The organism is Leifsonia sp. Y878, from assembly GCF_057669685.1.
In genome coordinates this window covers 436,955-453,519 of record NZ_JBYHFS010000003.1, presented here as the reverse complement: position 1 = coordinate 453,519, position 16,565 = coordinate 436,955, and the positions used below count along the sequence as shown (strand labels likewise).

Annotated in this window: 17 protein-coding genes; 9 read left to right on the top strand and 8 right to left on the bottom strand. The window is 65.5% G+C overall.

What is annotated here, in order from left to right:
• A partial coding sequence (locus AC25Y4_RS13305; RefSeq protein ID WP_488120893.1) for a hypothetical protein occupies positions 1-273 on the top strand: 273 nt, incomplete at its 5' end.
• A 10-nt stretch (positions 274-283) separates the two neighbouring features.
• Here the strand turns inward: AC25Y4_RS13305 and AC25Y4_RS13300 are convergent.
• On the bottom strand, positions 284-1,024 hold the full coding sequence (locus tag AC25Y4_RS13300; RefSeq protein WP_488120892.1) for an SDR family oxidoreductase: 741 nt from the start codon (positions 1,022-1,024) through the stop codon (positions 284-286).
• Between the two features lie 112 nt (positions 1,025-1,136).
• On the opposite strand from AC25Y4_RS13300, the gene AC25Y4_RS13295 reads away from it, so the two are divergent.
• On the top strand, positions 1,137-1,997 hold the full coding sequence (locus AC25Y4_RS13295; RefSeq protein ID WP_488120891.1) for a helix-turn-helix transcriptional regulator: 861 nt from the start codon (positions 1,137-1,139) through the stop codon (positions 1,995-1,997).
• A gap of 123 nt (positions 1,998-2,120) precedes the next feature.
• On the opposite strand, the gene AC25Y4_RS13290 is transcribed toward AC25Y4_RS13295, so the two are convergent.
• Entirely contained in the window at positions 2,121-3,104 is a 984-nt protein-coding gene (locus AC25Y4_RS13290) for a nuclease-related domain-containing protein (protein WP_488120890.1), read from the bottom strand.
• A gap of 335 nt (positions 3,105-3,439) precedes the next feature.
• On the opposite strand from AC25Y4_RS13290, the gene AC25Y4_RS13285 reads away from it, so the two are divergent.
• From AC25Y4_RS13285 to AC25Y4_RS13265, 5 genes are all read left to right on the top strand, one after another.
• Entirely contained in the window at positions 3,440-4,003 is a 564-nt protein-coding gene (locus tag AC25Y4_RS13285) for a TetR/AcrR family transcriptional regulator (RefSeq protein ID WP_488120889.1), read from the top strand.
• 264 nt (positions 4,004-4,267) lie between these two features.
• Entirely contained in the window at positions 4,268-4,408 is a 141-nt protein-coding gene (locus AC25Y4_RS13280; RefSeq protein WP_488120888.1) for a hypothetical protein, read from the top strand.
• Between the two features lie 163 nt (positions 4,409-4,571).
• The gene (locus tag AC25Y4_RS13275; RefSeq protein WP_488120887.1) at positions 4,572-6,008 is read left to right on the top strand and encodes an MFS transporter; all 1,437 of its coding nucleotides are present in this window, start codon (positions 4,572-4,574) and stop codon (positions 6,006-6,008) included.
• Positions 6,009-6,263: 255 nt separating this feature from the next.
• Entirely contained in the window at positions 6,264-7,121 is an 858-nt protein-coding gene (locus AC25Y4_RS13270) for an HNH endonuclease family protein (protein ID WP_488120886.1), read from the top strand.
• A 248-nt stretch (positions 7,122-7,369) separates the two neighbouring features.
• A complete protein-coding gene (locus tag AC25Y4_RS13265; protein WP_488120885.1) occupies positions 7,370-7,738 on the top strand; it encodes a VOC family protein in 369 nt (122 codons plus the stop codon).
• Between the two features lie 27 nt (positions 7,739-7,765).
• On the opposite strand, the gene budA is transcribed toward AC25Y4_RS13265, so the two are convergent.
• Positions 7,766-8,530, bottom strand: coding sequence for an acetolactate decarboxylase (gene budA, locus AC25Y4_RS13260; RefSeq protein WP_488120884.1), 765 nt, complete (start codon positions 8,528-8,530; stop codon positions 7,766-7,768).
• 189 nt (positions 8,531-8,719) lie between these two features.
• On the opposite strand from budA, the gene AC25Y4_RS13255 reads away from it, so the two are divergent.
• Positions 8,720-8,932, top strand: a complete 213-nt coding sequence (locus AC25Y4_RS13255; RefSeq protein WP_488120883.1) for a hypothetical protein — start codon at positions 8,720-8,722, stop codon at positions 8,930-8,932.
• A 37-nt stretch (positions 8,933-8,969) separates the two neighbouring features.
• Here the strand turns inward: AC25Y4_RS13255 and AC25Y4_RS13250 are convergent, their stop codons facing one another.
• Genes AC25Y4_RS13250 through AC25Y4_RS13230 form a run of 5 tightly spaced genes read right to left on the bottom strand, consistent with a single transcriptional unit; the run spans position 8,970 to position 15,395 of the window.
• Entirely contained in the window at positions 8,970-10,232 is a 1,263-nt protein-coding gene (locus AC25Y4_RS13250) for a peptidase C39 family protein (RefSeq protein WP_488120882.1), read from the bottom strand.
• 4 nt (positions 10,233-10,236) lie between these two features.
• Positions 10,237-11,934 (bottom strand): ATP-binding cassette domain-containing protein, encoded by a 1,698-nt coding sequence (locus AC25Y4_RS13245; protein ID WP_488120881.1) that lies wholly within the window; start codon positions 11,932-11,934, stop codon positions 10,237-10,239.
• The gene (locus tag AC25Y4_RS13240) at positions 11,931-12,785 is read right to left on the bottom strand and encodes an ABC transporter permease (RefSeq protein WP_488120880.1); all 855 of its coding nucleotides are present in this window, start codon (positions 12,783-12,785) and stop codon (positions 11,931-11,933) included. Before AC25Y4_RS13240 ends, AC25Y4_RS13245 begins: the two co-directional genes overlap by 4 nt.
• Entirely contained in the window at positions 12,782-13,774 is a 993-nt protein-coding gene (locus tag AC25Y4_RS13235; protein WP_488120879.1) for an ABC transporter permease, read from the bottom strand. Before AC25Y4_RS13235 ends, AC25Y4_RS13240 begins: the two co-directional genes overlap by 4 nt.
• A 10-nt stretch (positions 13,775-13,784) precedes the next feature.
• Positions 13,785-15,395 carry an ABC transporter substrate-binding protein gene (locus AC25Y4_RS13230; protein WP_488120878.1) on the bottom strand — a complete coding sequence of 537 codons (1,611 nt, stop codon included), beginning with the start codon at positions 15,393-15,395 and terminating at the stop codon, positions 13,785-13,787.
• Positions 15,396-15,591: 196 nt separating this feature from the next.
• On the opposite strand from AC25Y4_RS13230, the gene AC25Y4_RS13225 reads away from it, so the two are divergent.
• Entirely contained in the window at positions 15,592-16,527 is a 936-nt protein-coding gene (locus AC25Y4_RS13225) for a LysR family transcriptional regulator (protein WP_488120877.1), read from the top strand.
• Positions 16,528-16,565 lie beyond the last annotated feature (38 nt).

Below are 16,565 nucleotides of genomic sequence, written 5' to 3'. Positions count from 1 at the left end.
TGGTTGAGGAGCGACCGAGGAACGAGGCCGCGTCTCGAAACCGGCATCGGCTCCGCCGAGTGTCGCCGTTGCGACCGAGAGTCGCCGTTGCAACAGCGATTCTGGGTGGAAACGGCGACTCTCGGCGCCTCTGGGCGTGGTCAGTTCGGCGATGTGAGTGCAGAGCTCGCAGCGACGAATGCTGGTTTCGAGACAGCCCTGGCGGGCTTCCTCAACCACCGGAAGGAGCAGTTTCGAGACAACCCTGTCTGGCTCGTGGCTCTCGCGTCTTAGTGTGCGGCGATTACCACGGGGCGACACTTTTCTCACCGGGCTGGTTCGCCAGGAGGGAGCCCCAGAACGACCCGGTGGGTCCGTCGTCAGGGAGGAGCGCCAGAGCGACGCTGGCCGACGCACCCTCAGTGGGCGTGCTGTAGCCGGTGCCACCGTTGAGATCCGTGCTCACGTACCCCGGGATCGCAGCGTTGACCTTGATGCCCTGTTCGCGCAGTTCTTTGGCATACATCGTGGTCAGCATGTTCACCGCTCCCTTGGACGCCTGATAGGCCATGTCGTGCATCTCGTACATATAGCTCTCCGGATCGGAGATGATCGTCAACGACGCGATCTCGCTCGACACATTCACTATGCGGGCGTTCTCCGACTTCGTCAGCAGCGGCAAGAATGCGTTTGTCACCGCGACAATGCCGAAAACGTTGGTCTCGAACAGTTCGCGCATCACGTGGCGGCTCGTGGTGCTTGGGATGGTTTCCGCGTAAATGCCGGCGTTGTTGACGAGAGCATCGAGGCGGCCGTACTCATTGCCGATGCGCTCCGCTGCGTCGGCGATCGACGCGTCATCCGTCACATCGAGCTGGACCGCGACCGCGTCGAGGCCGTCTGCCCGCAACCCGGCCGCCGCAGCCTCCCCGCGTTCACCGTCTCGCGAGCCCACTAGAACGAGCATTCCGCTCTCCGCGAGCTGGCGAGCCGTCTCAAATCCGATGCCCTTGTTAGCGCCTGTGATCAGTGCAATTTTCTTCATGCCTTCACTGTGCGGGCAGCCCCGAATTTCAGGGAGGCCCGACTGAGGCTGGCACAACCCGTACCACCCTCGCCTATGCCCTCTTCGACACCGAGCAGTGGAGAATGAGGGGATGACGACGAAAGCAGAATTCGGTGCGTTTCTCCGGCAGCAGCGCGCCAAGCTGACACCGGTAGACGTCGGAATGCCGAGCGGCAGCCAGCGCCGAACCCCGGGCCTCCGCCGACAAGAGGTCGCCCAGCTCGCCGGCATCTCGATTGACTACTACATCAAACTCGAGCAGGGTCGTGGGTCACACGCATCCGCTCAGGTGCTCGCCGCGCTCGCCCGCGCGCTGATGCTCACCCGCGACGAGCGCGAATATCTCTTTCGCTTGGCGGGCAATCTCGCTCCGACAGCCGAGGGGCCGTCCACGTCCGTTTCTTCGTCAGTCCGCTTCCTGATCGAGAACATGCCAGAGGTTCCCGCCTATGTCGTCGACGCCGCCTGGAACCTGCTCGCCTGGAACGACCTCGCCGTCCACTTCATCGGCGAGCTCACGCGGATGCCGCCCGGCGACCGCAATCTCGCCCGATGGATGTTCCGCGCTCCCGCCGACCACCCGCACTGGGAAGACCCGTCGGCGCTCGCATTCGCCCAGATACTCGTCTCTGACCTGCGCTCGTCATTTCTCCGCTACGGCGACTTTGCGGAGATTGAAACGCTCACGTCGGAATTGCTGGCAGTGTCGCCGCGGTTCCGACAGCTCTGGGAATCACGCGAACCTCACACGCATCCACCGGTCCTCAAGAAGTTGACCATTCCCGAACGCGGAGACTTCTTCTTCGAGTGCCAAATGCTGCATATCGCCGACACCGGGCAGCAGCTCGTGACCTACTGCGCCGAACCAGGGTCGCCCGTCCGTGAAGCGCTCAAGCAATTCGGCAGCGGGTCGGCTGATGAGGCTCCCCGGGTGGTCCATTACATGTCGTAGGGACGCAGGAAATCGTTGGCTCGGTTGGGTTTCGAGACGCGACCTCGTTCCTCGGGCGCTCCTCGGCTAGCGGATGCCGGTTTCGAGACAGCCCTGGCGGGCTTCCTCAACCAGCGGAAAGAGCTAGTTTCCGACGCCGGTCAGCAGGTCGCCCAGCCACCACAGGCCGGAGACGGGCACGAGCACCAGCAGCGCGTAGCCGGCAACGCTCCAGCCCTTGCGTCGCGTGGCAGCGGAGCGAATCTCTGCATCCAGTCGCTCAAACGCGGCCATGAGCCCGACCGATACGTCGGACCCGTCGTGCTCAGAATCATCATCGTCAAGGTCAAGCGCGGGGAAGCCCGCCCAGGCATCGCCGCTTGCCGTCGTACTCGCATCAGGACGCGCAGCGCCGGAACCCACAATCACGTCAGCGGATGCCTCGCCGCGAGCACCCTCAGCGGCGCGCACATCGACCGTTGCATCGACGGTCGCAACAACAGCAGCCCACGTCGTCGGGTCTTCCAGGATCGAGGTGATCTCGTCCTGCTCCGGCTCGGTGAATACGGGCGAGAGGTTGGTCAGCCAGCGGTTCAGCTGCCACGACTCCAGCACCTTCACCTGCACCGGCTTTTCCCGGATGGTGAGCTGGGCTGGGGCGACGAACGCAAGGATCGGCTGCACAGGGGCGGGAAGCGGCATCCGCTTCTCAATCAAGGCGCCAACGCGCGTCGCCTCGAACTCAGCGTCGCGGATGTAACGGCGGCTCTGCCCGTCGACCAGCAGGGTGTCGGCGGCGACCCACACCTTCTTGTCCCTGTGGTGCTTGGTATTGATCGTGAAGACGCCGCCAGGACCCACGACAATGTGGTCGATGTCCGAGCCGCGGTTGCCGACCGGCAGCGCGTGCAGAACGGTCCACTCCGGGGGCAGGTTCGTGAGCAACCCGCCGACGGTGATTTCGCCTTTGGCGCCGAGGTACCACGCCATGGCATCCGGTGCGAGCGGCGTGCGCCCGAACATGCGGGCGACGCGCGACTGTGACGGAGCTTCGTCCTGCAGTCGCAGCAACTCTTCAATGACCGATTGCCCGGGGCAACGCTGGCGCATAGAGAGGGCTTGCGTCACGTCACTCCCCCTGGGTCTTGTTGTCAATCACGCGGAACTGGATAAACGCTCACGCGGGACTGAGTCGAATCTAGCGACAGGTTCCGGGAGCTGGCGAACCCCAAACGGGGCGCGCGTGACAAAAGTTCAGGCGATGCCGTGACGCGTTGTCAGTTCAGGCTACGCCTCGACGGGTTGTCTATCCCAATTGAGAGGGGAAATTACGACCCACTTTTTTGACTTTGGCCCCTGTTTCGCGTGATTCAGGCAGCGGATGCCTCCCCTCCGTCGTCTGCGACCCCAGATTTGCACATTGTGGCTTGCGCAGCAGAAAGAGTGAGTGTACAGTCACTCTCATGGCAACTCGAAGCTCGACTCTCTCCACCGCCGAGGTGCGCAAGCCCCTCGTCGCCGCCAGCGCCGTTCGAGAGTTTGCCCGCGGCGGCTACCACGGCACCACCATCGCCGACGTCGCTCGCGAATCGAAGATCTCGCCCGCGTACGTTTTCAAACTGTTCCCCAGCAAGGAACGCCTGTTTGTCGCAGCCCTGGAGGATTGCTTCGACCAGATCGTGACGACACTCGGGATCGGTGCCGATGGCGCAGCAGATCAGACGCCCGACTCGATCCTCTTTGCGATGGGCGACGCCTACGCACAGCTGATTCGGGATCGCACACTGCTCACGCTGCAGGTGCACGCCCAGTCGGTCGCCGACATCCCAGAGGTCGGCGACGCATTGCGCGCCGGCCTGGCCAGGGTGACGAAGTTCGCCGCCGCGCGCTCGGGCGCCGACGACGACTCCGTGCAACGCTTCATTGCCTACGGGCAGCTCTGCCACCTCATCGTGTCGGCCCGTATTGACGAAGTGCCCGAAGCCTGGGCCGCGATCCTGTCGCACGGCATCCGCCACCCCGAGTGATCGAGATTGCCGCTACCTCGTTTTATTTTGCCCAAAAGAGTGAGTGACCATTCACTCTCACCACTGATTGTTACGGAAGGAGAACGTCATGAAGAACGAAATCACCATGCGCTGGGTTGCACTGGCTCCCCTCGCACTGATCGTCATCGCCATGTTCAGCCAGTGGTCGTAGACCGCTGCACCACGTCCACAACCAGACACCCAAACACCCAAACACCCAAACACCCAAACACCCAAACACCCACAACCAGAAGAGGAACGACCATGACGACACACATCGACCCCAGCGCACCAACCACCAACGTCACCACCCCCAACCCTCGAGGCACAGAGCGCACAGCGTGGTGGGTCGTGTTCAGCGTGCTCACTCTCAGCATCGTGATCATGCTCGGCGCGTGGGACTGACCGTCCCGCGACAACCTGACCCGGCCGCAGGCCGTTCCGCAGCATCCGATTCTCACCGCACTCCGCCCCGCAGCACGTCTGCCACCACTGCACCTCGTCCCACAGCATCTCCTCCCAGAGGATCCCTTCCCGCAGCTTCCCCTCCAAACAAGGAGCACCCATCATGAGCACCATTGCCCCGCCGCCCATTACGACCACCGTCCGGAGTACCCGGCGCTGGCTCGCACTCAGCATCCTCGCCCTGGCACAATTCCTGGTCGTGCTCGACGCGTCCATCGTCAACATCGCCCTCCCCGTCCTCGGCGAGCAGCTGGGCATGGATACCGTGGCCCTGGCCTGGGTCATCACCGCGTACGTGCTGCCGTTCGGCGGATTGCTCCTCCTCGGCGGCCGACTGGCCGACCGTTACGGCCACCGCCGGCTCTTCCTCATCGGCACCGTCGGCTTCATCGCCGCCTCCGCCCTGGCTGGCCTGTCGATGAGCAGCGGCATGCTGCTCGGCGCACGGGCGCTGCAGGGCGCATCCGCTGCCCTGCTCGCACCCGCAGCCCTCGCCCTGGTGACCCAACTCTTCCCCCTCGCGAAGGACCGCACCAAAGCCCTCGGCATCTGGGGTGGAGTGGCAGGCATCGGCTCCGCTGCCGGCGTGCTCCTCGGCGGAGTGCTCACCGCAGCGATCGGCTGGCAAGCCGTGTTCTACGTCAACGTGCCCGTCGGCATCATCGTCGTCGCCCTGATTCCGTCACTCATCAGCCGCGACCGAGCGAGCACGCCGTCCCGCCTTGACTACCCGGGGGCCGCGACCATCACCGGCGCACTCGTTGCCGCCGTCGGAGCGCTCAGCGCCGTCGAACAGGTGGGATTCCTCCACCCGCTCACGATCGGCCTGGCCATCGCGGCAATCGTTCTCGGGATCGCGTTTGTGCTCATTGAGCGCCGTACGGCAGAACCGCTCGTTCCGCTGACGGTCTTCGGCAACCGCAACCTCTCGGCCGGCAACCTCGTCATGCTGCTCGTCGGAGCAGCAATGGTCGCCCTCTTCTTCGCCCTCTCCGTCTACATGCAGGCCGTACTCGGCTACGACGCCCTCACCGCAGGACTGACCCAGCTTCCCCTCGCTGGCGCCCTCGTCGTCGTAGCGGCTTTCGTGCCAACCATCGTCAACTCGCTCGGCGTGAAGTCCACGCTTGTCGGCTCGCTCGTGGTTCTGGCCAGCGGACTCGTGTGGCTCGCCGCCGCACCAAGCGACGCCGTGTTCGCCATCCACATCCTCGGTCCAAGCATCCTCATCGGCATCGGCCTCGGTGGCGCGTTCGTCACCGGAACGCAGCTGTCCGTTGACGGAGTTGACGGCGGCGAGGCCGGACTTGCCGGAGGACTCGTCAACACCAGCCAGCAGATCGGCGGCGCCCTTGGACTCGCCATCCTCGCCTCCGTCGCAACGGCACGCACCGGCGCTCTTGAGGCCGCCGGAGAGCCGGCAGCGCAGGCACTGACGGCCGGATTCTCCTGGGTGTTCCTCGGAGCTGCTGCGTTCACGGTCCTCGCCGCGGGCATCGCCTGCTTCGCCACGAAGGAGACGACGAGCGCTACACGCTAGAGCAGACGCGACAGCGGATGCCGGGGAATCGCCGAAATGTGGCGGTTCCCCGGCATCCGTTTGAGCTGCGTGAGGCGTCAGGAACGGTTCGGAGATCGGCCTGCGAGGTCTCGAGACACTCGCTGGCGCTCGTTCCTCGACCACCGGAGTGAGCGCCCGCGGAACGCCGCGCGCAGCTCGTCGTCAACTGGCGTGCCTGGCCGACGAAGGGCCCGGCGTCTACTAACGTTGTTGGGTCGCATAGCAAGGAGAACCGTGGCCACCCGAACTTCATCCCGGCGTCCACGACGCACTCGCACCACCCTCATCTCGCTCGTCGTAGGAGTGGTCATCGTGATCATTGGCGTGGCATCCGGTGATCTGCTCACCCAGAACGAGCCATCCGTTGGCGCCCAGCATGGCTCCCCCGGTGCGCAATCGGACACCATCCCCACCTCGTCCCCTGAACCCGTGGCTGAGCCGGGCGCAGTCGACCCGGTCGCTCCGATCGTTGTCGGCGATCCGGGCAGCGCGCTTGACGTATTGGCCACCCTGCCGGTGAAGGGAAAGAGCCCCATGACGGGCTACGACCGCGAGGGCGAGTACGGCAAGCCATGGGCGGATGTCGACGCCAACGGCTGCGACACCCGCAACGACATCCTCACCCGAGACCTCACCGACATCGTGACTGGCAGCGACTGCAAGGTGCTGAGCGGCACCCTGCTCGATCCGTACACGATCACGTCGATCGACTTCGTGCGCGGCAACACCACGTCGTCGGCCATTCATATCGACCACATCGTCGCTTTGGCGAACACCTGGGTGACCGGCGCGCAACAGTTGACCGCAGAGCAGCGGCTGTCGCTGGCCAACGACCCGCTCAACCTGATCGCCGTCGACGGCACGGCCAACCTGAAGAAGGGTGCCGGCGACGCGGCGACCTGGTTGCCCCCGGCGAAGTCATCGCGTTGCGCCTACGTCGCCCGCCAGATCTCGGTCAAGGCGGCCTACACCCTCTGGGTTGCTCCCGCGGAGAAGGAAGCCATGACCCGCGTTCTCGACACCTGCCCCAACCAGCCGGCCGTCGCATCCGCTGACGCCACCCTCGTCGCGGGGCTCGCGCCCGTCGCGTAGCCGCGTTTGCGGCTGCTCGCGCAGCCGCGGTCGGTCGCGCAGCCGGGGTCCCGACCGGCCGAACCTGCCGACGCACGTTCAGGCGGAGTTTGTGCAACACGCCGTCTCGGACTGGCGTCTTGCCCCGGCGATTCGCAATTTCTCCGCTCGAACTGCCGCGACATCCGCTCAAGCTGTCGACGGCACGGCCAATCGCCAGCTCCGATGAGTGCCTACCCGATGACGGACGCTATCGCTATCGTGTAGGCATGACGCCCAGCCCAGAGCACCACACACTCAATTACGTTGAACTCACCGTCACGGATCTTGCTGCTGCCAAGGCTTTCTACACCGAGGCGTTCGGCTGGCGTTTCGTTGACTACGGCCCCGAGTACGCGGGCATCGCGTCTTCCGCCAACGACGGCAAGGAGGTAGGCGGACTACTGGTCGCCGATCAGCCGAGACCGAACGGGGGCCCATTCGTGCTGCTGTATTCCGACGACCTCGACAAGACGGCGGATGCCATCCTCAGCGCCGGGGGCACGATCGTGCAGGCCGCCTATCCGTTCCCTGGAGGCAGACGGTTGCATTTCGCTGATCCGAGTGGCAACGAACTCGGGGTCTGGGCGTCGCGCTAGTCCTTCTTCGAAGCCCGCCATTGACGCCTAGCGGTGCATCTCCGTCTTCTGCAGCTGCGCGTCGAGGTCGTCCGGCGCCAGGTTCGCCTCCTGAAACGACGGTGTCATCGGCAGGCGCAGGTGCAGATCGGTCGCCAGGCACAGCTCGGCCACCCCGCTGCGCAGCTTGAAATCGAGCACGTGACCACCGCTCACGTGGGCGTCGTCGATGAAGTGCGCGTGACACCCCGGCACCGAGATTCCCGTCTCGTACAGCGGAGTGCGGAACCCGACAACTGTGCCGCGCACATTGTCGAACTGAACGACGGCGTCGTCATCCGTTGCCTCGGTCATGGGTCGATACGGCTTGCTCTGCTTCACCACGGTGCGGGTGCGCACCCACTCGAAATCGCCGGTGATGCGCAGCGCATACATGTAGTTCTCCGACACCGTCATGTGATCGATGATCTCCGACGCCTCACTGCGCAGGCTGCCGGGCGGCAATTCCCGACGGATGCCTGGCGCAAAGTTCGTGATGACGGCATACGGCGTGCGGGCACCAGGCTCCGGCGTGCTCACCGTTCCGTCGCTGCGGAGCTGGAAGCACTCGCCGTCGAGGATGATCATCTCGCCGTCGAGCGCATTGAAGGTTCCGATGCCGAAATCGCCGTGGGTGAGCAGCTCGGCGACAGTGAGCTCGTCGTCATACACGCCGTCGAGCAAGGCACTCATCACGCTCGTCTGGAAGATCTCGTGGCGGTGCAGCGGGGCTGGAGCGTGCGCGAGGACTTCGGGGCTGTCGGTTGTGCTCATGGCAACGCATCCTTCGATGAACGATTGTCCGGTTCGGTCGGTATCACGCTACGCCGGCCCGCTGTCTTCCTGCTGGGTGATGTGCGGTTCCTCATCAGGTGCTGCTGATACCGTGAGAGGCGCACAACACCGTGCATCGAACCTCGTTCGACCCCCAAGATTTCTAACCCCGATGGGATGCGCCACTTCGTGAAGCACTGGTCATTCGACACCTGCGCGATCGCCGGATTCGCCTTCAGCTCCCTCGCGGTTCTGCTACTCGTCGTCAACGCCATCGCGAGCATCGTGCCGGTGGAGATTCTGATTCCGGTCGCCGGCGTGCTGCTGCTGATCGGCGGCGCCTTCTCGGTGCGCGCCCACTTCATCCGCTACAACCAGTCGAAGTCGAAGAAACGGCGCTAAACGCCGACTGGCTGATCACGAGTGCTTTCCCGCGCCGTTACCCCCGCACGGCGGGAAGCACGATCAGCCCGCGGTACTCGGACTCCGGGCTGCCATACCGAGTCATGGTATCGACGTTCGCCAGCGACAGTGGCAGCTCGTGCGCATCCACCCAGGTCTCGCCACCCTCTGCATCGATCCACGGGTCCTGCACCAGAACGTGCTCCCCGCGGATGCTGTGGGCCAACACCCAGTGCGGCGTCTCGTCGTCGTGCATGTAGCGCTCGTCGATGAGGAGCAGCACACCGTCGCCCGCTGCCAGGTGCACGGCGATCTGCTCGACGTCCACCCAGTCGCGGTGCACCGGAATGCCCAGCTGCATCGCCCGCTCCAGTGACTGCTGCTGCAGGAGGTCGCGCAGGCCGCTGGCCTCTGCCGCACCGAGTTCAAGCAAGATCGGCTCCGTGGTGCTGAGATGCACCTCCGGCTCCACGCCGGCATCGGCCGCGCGCAGCCGTTCGGTCATCGCCACGACGAGTCCGAGTGGTTCGCAGGCCGGGAAGTTGGTGGCCTGCCGCCACAGCGCCAACTCGATGGCCGTGGCTTCCGACGCCGGCGCGCCGGTCAGCGGCGCGAGGCCCTGCCGCTCCAGCGCGGTGAGGCCAGCGACGGCCCCGCAGGTGAAGTCGGTGGTCTGCCCGTAGTACGGCAGCTCGGTGTGCGGCCACGCGTCGGTCAGGCGCACGAAACCGCGCACCCCGCCGAGCGTGCCAACGGATGACGCCAGCGGAGCCGCGAACTCCGTGAAGCCTGCCGCGGTGAGCTGGGCAACGAGGAGGTCAACGGTCGCTGCAGGGTGCCAGGGGTGCAGCTCGAACTTGAGGGACACGAGGGCGAGCGCGGCGGCATCCGCTGCAATGGCGGTGAGGAGTGCGCCGACGGCTGCGGAGGCTTCGGCTGCTGCTGCTGCGTTCGTCTCGCCCGCTTCGGCGTCTTGCCCTGCCGGCACGACGACGTCGACGATCTTGCGGTAGGCGGTGTGCGGCCGGCCGGAGACGAGCGCCGCCGCCAGGATACGCTCGCCATCGCGAACCACCACGAGCTCTGGCCGGTAGTAGGCGCGCGGAGTCTCCCAACCGGCCAACTGGGAGCCGGTGAGTAGCGCTGCGACCTCTGTCGGGATGCCCGCCGTCACGTCGACAACGTCGATCTCGTAGTTCGCGGCACTCTCGTAGCGAGCGGCCCCCTCGCTGCGCGCGACACTCACGGTGCCGGCTTCACTCTCGGTGCCGGAATCACTCGCGATGGTGATGGGAGTCATCGGGTTACTCGCTTTCTCGCCGGGCTGCGGCAACCAGCTGGCGGGTGTAGATGTCGGCGGGGAAGGTCAGCACGCTCGCTGTGTTTCCCCCTTCGACCACCCGGCCCTGGTTCATGACATAGATGCGGTCGCTGATCTGCCCGACAACGGCCAGGTCATGCGAAATGAACAGGATCGACAGGGTGAGCTTCTCGCGCAGGTCGACGAGGAGATCCAGGATCTGCGCCTGCACAGAGACGTCGAGCGCTGACACGCTCTCGTCGCAGATGAGCACGCGTGGCTCCGGTGCAAGCGCACGCGCAATGGCCACGCGCTGCCGCTGGCCCCCGGAGAGCCTGGCCGGTCGCCTCGTCGCCAGGGAACGGTCGAGCCCAACAGTGTCGAGAAGTGCGCCGACGTCGTCCTTGCCGCGCCCCGCGGCACGCAGCGCCTCCGCCAGGGTCTGCTCGACGGTCATCATCGGGTTGAGCGTCGAATATGGATCCTGGAAGACCATCTGGATCTGGGACGGCGTGCGGTGACGACGCCCGGCCGGCAGCTCAGCTGAATCAAAGACCATCTCTCCGGCATCGGGGCGCTCCAGCCCGGCAATGCAGCGAGCGAGCGTGCTCTTGCCTGAGCCGCTCTCCCCCACGATCGCCACGATCTCGCCCTGCTGCACGCGAACGGACACGTCGTCGAGGGCACGGTGCGATCCGAATGTCTTGGAGAGGTTGTGCACAGAGAGAAGCGAACCAGGGGTCTCGAGACGGCCGCGAACGGCCTCCTCGACCAGCGGGAGTCCTACGTCAGCCTCGCGCCCCAGGTCGAGGTCATCCAGGCTCGGGTTCGCCGCGAGCAGTGCCTGCGTGTAGTGGTGCGCCGGGGTGGCGAGCACGGTGGCGGCACTCCCCCGCTCCACAATCTGGCCCGATCGCATCACGAGCACGTCGTCGGCGCGACCCCTGACCAGGCCGAGGTTGTGCGAGATGAGCAACATCGACATCCGGTGCTTGATCTGGAGGCTGCGCAGCAGGTCGAGCACTTCGCCCTGCCTTGAGGCGTCGAGTGCCGTGGTGGGTTCGTCGGCGATGAGCAGGTCGGCCTCGGTCGCCAGTGCGGCGGCGATGGCCACCCGCTGGCGCATGCCGCCGGAGAGTTCGTGCGGGTACATTCGGGCGACGCGCTCCGGCAGGCTCACTTCGGCGAGCCGCTCCAGCACCTCGAGCTCAATCGCTCTGGCCACCGCTTCGCGCGTGCTTCCGGCGAACTCATCGCTCCTGGCCACCCGCGCCTCGATGCTCTCGCGAATCTGCGCGCCGCAGCGGTGCACCGGGCTGAGGCTGGTGAACGGGTCCTGCAGCAGGAGCACGGCGCGCACGCCGCGCACCTGCTTCCAGGTGGCAGCGGATGCGGGCAGCACGGCCCGAAAATCGGCAAACGACACGGATCCGGTCGCGCTGACATTGCCGGGAAGTAGTCCCATGATGGCCTTAGCCGTCATCGACTTGCCAGAGCCGGACTCCCCGATGATCGCCAGGCTCTGACCGCGCTCGATGGTGAAGCTCGTGTCGTGCACGATGACACCAGTGCCACTCGTGACGCGAAGGTTCTGTACAACTACGCCGGTGAAGCCTGGCCGGGAGACGGCGGCGGCAGCGGCATCCGCTTCAGTCACTGCTTCAGCTTCAGCTACAGCCTCAGGCACGATCTCGGCGCTCATCGCGCTCCCCTCTGGGTGATGACCTTGCCGAGCCAGTCGCCCACGAGGTTGATGGAGCAGGCGACGAGGATGATGAGCAGCGATGGCACGACGACAGCGGCCGGATTGTCGAGCATGATGGCGCGGCCGTCGGCGATCTGGCGGCCCCAGTCGGCCGTGCCCGGTCGCACGCCAACGCCGAGGAACGACAACGACGACAGCGTCACGAGGGCGATCGAGGTGTTGAGCAGCAGGTTGGTGATGATGAGCGGCAGCACGTTCGGGATGATGTGGCGGAACATGATCCGCCAGCGTGACAGCGACAGCATCAGCGCCGCCTCCACGTAGGGCAGCGGCGCCTGCTCCAGCACGCCGGCACGCACGATGCGCACGTCCGACGGGCTGAACAGCAGCACGAGCAGCAGCACGGTCATCCAGTAGCCGCTGCCGAAGATGCCGGCGACCACGATGGCCAGCAGCATCACGGGCAGCGCCATCACGAGGTCGACTCCGCGGCCGATGGCGTAATCGAGCGGGCCGCGGTGGTAGCCCGCGATGGTACCGAGCACGATGCCGATGCCCATCGAGCCGAGCGCGATGCAGAACGGGCCGACGAGCGCCGAGGCGGTTCCGGCGATGGTGAGCTGCAGGATGTCGCGGCCGAGTTCGTCGGTGCCGAGCAGGTGGCCTGGACTGCCGGGCGGCAGCAGTGAGTCGAGGATGCTCTGGGCTGTGGCATCCGCTGCAATCACCGGGGTGAGCGCAATGGCCAGCACGCACAGGGCGAGGATGGCGACGGAGACGGCGAGGCTGCCGGGGATGCGGCGCCCTGCACCCGCGATGCGACGCTGAATAACCATGGGGGTGCTCATCGGCTGAGCTCCTTCGCTCGCACACGCGGATCAAGCAGCAGGTAACTGAGGTCGACGAACAGCGTGATCACGGCGATCACCACGGCAATCAGCAGCGTGAGCGCCTGCACAACGGCGATGTCTTTATAGAGAACGGATGACTGCAGCAGCGTTCCAAGGCCCGGCAACGCGAAGATCGTCTCCACCAGGATCGTGCCGCCGACCAGGTACGTGAGCACCAGACCGGCACCCGTCGTGATAGGGATGGCCGCGTTCCGCAGCGCCAGCGCGTGGATCCGCCGCTCCGGCAGGCCGCGCGCCCTGGCGAAAGTGATGTAGTCAGACTCGAGCTCGCGCAGCATGGCCGTGCGGGTGAGGCGCATCAGGATCGCGCCCAGCCCGATCGCCAGGGCGATGGCGGGCAGCACGAGGTGGTACAGGGTGTCGAGCGGGCCGCCGTCGCCGCTGCCGTAGACCGGGAACAGCGGCAGGTAGTAGGCGAACCCGTAGAGCAGCAGCAGGCCGATGGCGAACGACGGTGCGCTCAGTCCGACGAGCGAGACCGTCGTCGCCGACTTGTCGAGTGCACCATCTGGCCGCACAGCGCTCAGCACGCCGAGCGGCACAGCCACAAGCACGCCGACGACGAACGACAGCAGGCAGAGCGCGAGCGTGAGGCCGACGCGCGACGAAATAACGTCGGCGACCGGCGCCTGCATCCGCACTGACTCGCCGAAGTTGCCGCCGAGCGCCTGCGTCAGCCAGTGCCAGTACTGCAGGTAGAGCGGGTCGTCGAGGTGGTACTGGGCCCGAATCGACGCGATCACCTCAGCGGATGCCGGCCGATTGCCGATCAGGTTCTTCACGAAGTCGCCGGGGGCCAGGTACAACAGCCCGAAGACCAGAATCGAGATGACGAACAAAATGGCGACCGTGCCCAGCACGCGCAGCACAAGCATCCGTGCCAGTGGGGCTCCCCACGGTACGTGCGTCTGGGTGGTCGTCATCATGGTGCTGCGCTTACTTGCCGGCGAAGAGCGCGGTCGGCCAGGACGACAGGAAGGCGAACGGGGTGACAGCGTCCATGCCGAGCGTGGACGAGAACGCGGTCGCCGACTGTCCCCACCAGAGCGGAACGTTGACGATGTCGGTCGCCTGCTGTGTTTCGGCGTCGATCAGCAGGCCGACACGGGCCGCCGGGTCCTGCTCAGCGCGCTGCGCGGTCAGCAAGCCCTGCACGTCGGCGTTGTCGTACTTCGACAGGTTCTCCGGGCCGAGAAGGTATTCCGGAACCTCAGCAGCGTCACCGGTGGTCGAGAAGTACCACATGAAGCTGACGCCGTGCTCGCCGTCGCCGAGGGTGGCCAGCCATTCCTCGATCGGTACCTCGCGCACGTCGAGGGTCACGCCGATGTCTTTGAGGTTCTCGGCCAGAGCCTGGGCCGCGGTGCCGAGCTGGGGACCGGTGGACGGGTAGGTGATCTCTGCGGTGAAGCCGTCGGCGTGATCGGAGGCCGCGAGCGCAGCCTTAGCCTTCTTGAGGTCGAAGTCGTACTGCGGAATCTCGGCCAGCTTGGCACGGGCTTCGTCGGCGTCGTATGCCTTGCTCAGGGATTCCGGCGTCATGATCGCGGTGGCGACTTCGCCGTGGCCGCGCAGCAGGCTCGCCACCGTCGACTTCTTGTCGACGCTGTATGCGATCGCCTCTCGCACCTTCGGGTCGTCGAAGGGGGCCACGTTGAGGTCGAAGTTCAGACCGACGTAGGAGAGGTCGTTGGCGTACTCGACGCGGAGGCTGTCGAGCGACTCCCACTGCTTCACCGAGGTGAGCGGAACGTTGAACGCCACATCGACGTCGCCCTTCTGCGCCGCGAGGAATCGGGTGTTGTCGTCGGGGATGAACGAAATGTTGATGGTCTTCACTCGGGGCAGCTCGCCCCACCAGGTGTCGACGCGCTCCAGGGTGACGTGCGAATCCGGCGCGAACTCGGTGACCTGGTACGGCCCCGTGCCGAGGGTTAGGGCTTCGGCGGTGCCGACCTTGCCGTCGTTGGCTTCCCAGAAGCTTTTCTCCGTGACGAAGAGGGCGCCTGCCACGCTCAGGTTGGTGAGGAAGGCGGCGTTCGGAGCGCTCAGCGTGACCGTCACCTGGTGCTCGCCGGTCACCTCTGCGGAGGTGATATCCGAGAGGTAATACGACAGGCCAGGCGAGGTCGTTTCATCCTGTGCCTGCTCGATGCTGAAGACCACATCTTCGGCGGTGAGCGGGTCGCCGTTCTGGAATTTCGCGTCGTCACGCAATTCGTAGACGTAGGTGACGTCATCCGGTTGGGTCCAGCTCTCCGCGAGCGCTGGCACAACTGTGCCATCTGCATCGAGGCCGACGAGACCCTCCTGCGAGATCGCAGCGACGTAGTAGTTCAGGATGCCGGCTTCCTGGCCCACATACAGATTGCTGAGTGACCCGGGCAGCGCGACGGTGATCGCGTCAATCTCGGCCCCGGTGTCCACCAGGTCGGCCGTGCTCGAAGAGCTGCTGCTGACCGGCGCGCATGAGGAGAGCAGCAGTGCTGCGGCGCCCAGCAGTGCCGTGGCGACGACCGTGCGACCGGCAGTTCTTGTCCTGATCATGAAGGATTCCATCCTGGTGGTGGTCAAAAAAATGGCAGGCAACGCCCGCACACGTTCTCGAGCTTCCTGGTTGACTCACTGACCACCATCGACCGAATGTGGTCAACCATCGCAAAGAGTCGCTATTCGAACAATAGCTAAAAACTTTGCTCTGGCATTCACTCCGCTTATATCTGCACCCGCCTACACTGCAGTGATGATCGAAATCAAGCATCTGCAACTGTTGCAGGCACTGGCCTCGGCAGGCAGCTTGTCGGGCGCCGCGCGCGAACTGGGCTATTCGCAACCTGCCGTAACACAGCAGCTGCAGAAGCTTGAGGCAGACCTCGGCACTCCGCTGCTCACCCGCACGACCAAAGGTGTGCATCTCACCAGCGCGGGCGAGGTGCTCGTTCGGCACGGGGCATCCGTTCTCTCGACCATGTCGCTGGCACGGGCCGAAGTTGAAGCGGTTGCGGGGCTGCGCTCAGGGCAGGTGCGCGTCACCTCGTTCGCCAGCGCAGCGGCAACCCTGCTGCCTGGCGCATTCGCCGCCGTCTCGCAGGCACACCCAGGGCTCTCGTTCACCCTCGTCGAAGCGTTGCCCGGCCGCTCCCTCGAGGTGCTCCGCGACGGCGACTGCGACTTGGCTGTCGTTTACCACTACTCCTCCGGCAGCTCGCTTGATGAACCAGAACCGACCGTCTTCGCCGACGAGGTGAGCACCGACCTGCTCGAAGAGAACGTCTACGTGGCGCTCCCCCGCTCCCACCCGGCCAGCACCAAGACCAGGGTCACCCTGAACGATCTCCGCGACGACCGCTGGATCGCCGGCTGCCCGTCGTGCCGCGGCAACCTCGTCAACTCCTGCGAGTTGGCCGGCTTCGAGCCGGACATCGGTTTTGAAACGGATGACTACGTCGCCCTGCAGAGGCTCGTTGCCGCCGGCCTCGGGGTCGCGATGGTGACGGATCTGATGCTGGCCGCAGCCCGCCCCGACTCCGACATGCTGCTGCGGAAGCTCTCCCCTGCGCCGCTCCGCACCGTGCGCGTGGTGTCGTCGCAGTCGCTGATGCGGGTGCCGGGCGTGCGGCAGACCATCGACGCGCTGCGCACCGCTGCCCGCGGTCTTGAGCTGGCCACCGTCGTCTGAGCGATTTCCCGGCCATAAGTGGTTCTTATGAGTTGCGA

What these genes read in the sequence shown, in the direction of transcription:
- AC25Y4_RS13225 (WP_488120877.1), top strand. Translation starts at nt 15,592, where the DNA reads ATGATCGAAATCAAGCATCTGCAACTGTTGCAGGCACTGGCCTCGGCA.
- AC25Y4_RS13295 (WP_488120891.1), top strand. Translation starts at nt 1,137, where the DNA reads ATGACGACGAAAGCAGAATTCGGTGCGTTTCTCCGGCAGCAGCGCGCC.
- budA (WP_488120884.1), bottom strand. Translation starts at nt 8,530, where the DNA reads ATGAGCACAACCGACAGCCCCGAAGTCCTCGCGCACGCTCCAGCCCCG.
- AC25Y4_RS13300 (WP_488120892.1), bottom strand. Translation starts at nt 1,024, where the DNA reads ATGAAGAAAATTGCACTGATCACAGGCGCTAACAAGGGCATCGGATTT.
- AC25Y4_RS13280 (WP_488120888.1), top strand. Translation starts at nt 4,268, where the DNA reads ATGACGACACACATCGACCCCAGCGCACCAACCACCAACGTCACCACC.
- AC25Y4_RS13245 (WP_488120881.1), bottom strand. Translation starts at nt 11,934, where the DNA reads ATGAGCGCCGAGATCGTGCCTGAGGCTGTAGCTGAAGCTGAAGCAGTG.
- AC25Y4_RS13265 (WP_488120885.1), top strand. Translation starts at nt 7,370, where the DNA reads ATGACGCCCAGCCCAGAGCACCACACACTCAATTACGTTGAACTCACC.
- AC25Y4_RS13250 (WP_488120882.1), bottom strand. Translation starts at nt 10,232, where the DNA reads ATGACTCCCATCACCATCGCGAGTGATTCCGGCACCGAGAGTGAAGCC.
- AC25Y4_RS13230 (WP_488120878.1), bottom strand. Translation starts at nt 15,395, where the DNA reads ATGATCAGGACAAGAACTGCCGGTCGCACGGTCGTCGCCACGGCACTG.
- AC25Y4_RS13285 (WP_488120889.1), top strand. Translation starts at nt 3,440, where the DNA reads ATGGCAACTCGAAGCTCGACTCTCTCCACCGCCGAGGTGCGCAAGCCC.
- AC25Y4_RS13275 (WP_488120887.1), top strand. Translation starts at nt 4,572, where the DNA reads ATGAGCACCATTGCCCCGCCGCCCATTACGACCACCGTCCGGAGTACC.
- AC25Y4_RS13240 (WP_488120880.1), bottom strand. Translation starts at nt 12,785, where the DNA reads ATGAGCACCCCCATGGTTATTCAGCGTCGCATCGCGGGTGCAGGGCGC.
- AC25Y4_RS13235 (WP_488120879.1), bottom strand. Translation starts at nt 13,774, where the DNA reads ATGATGACGACCACCCAGACGCACGTACCGTGGGGAGCCCCACTGGCA.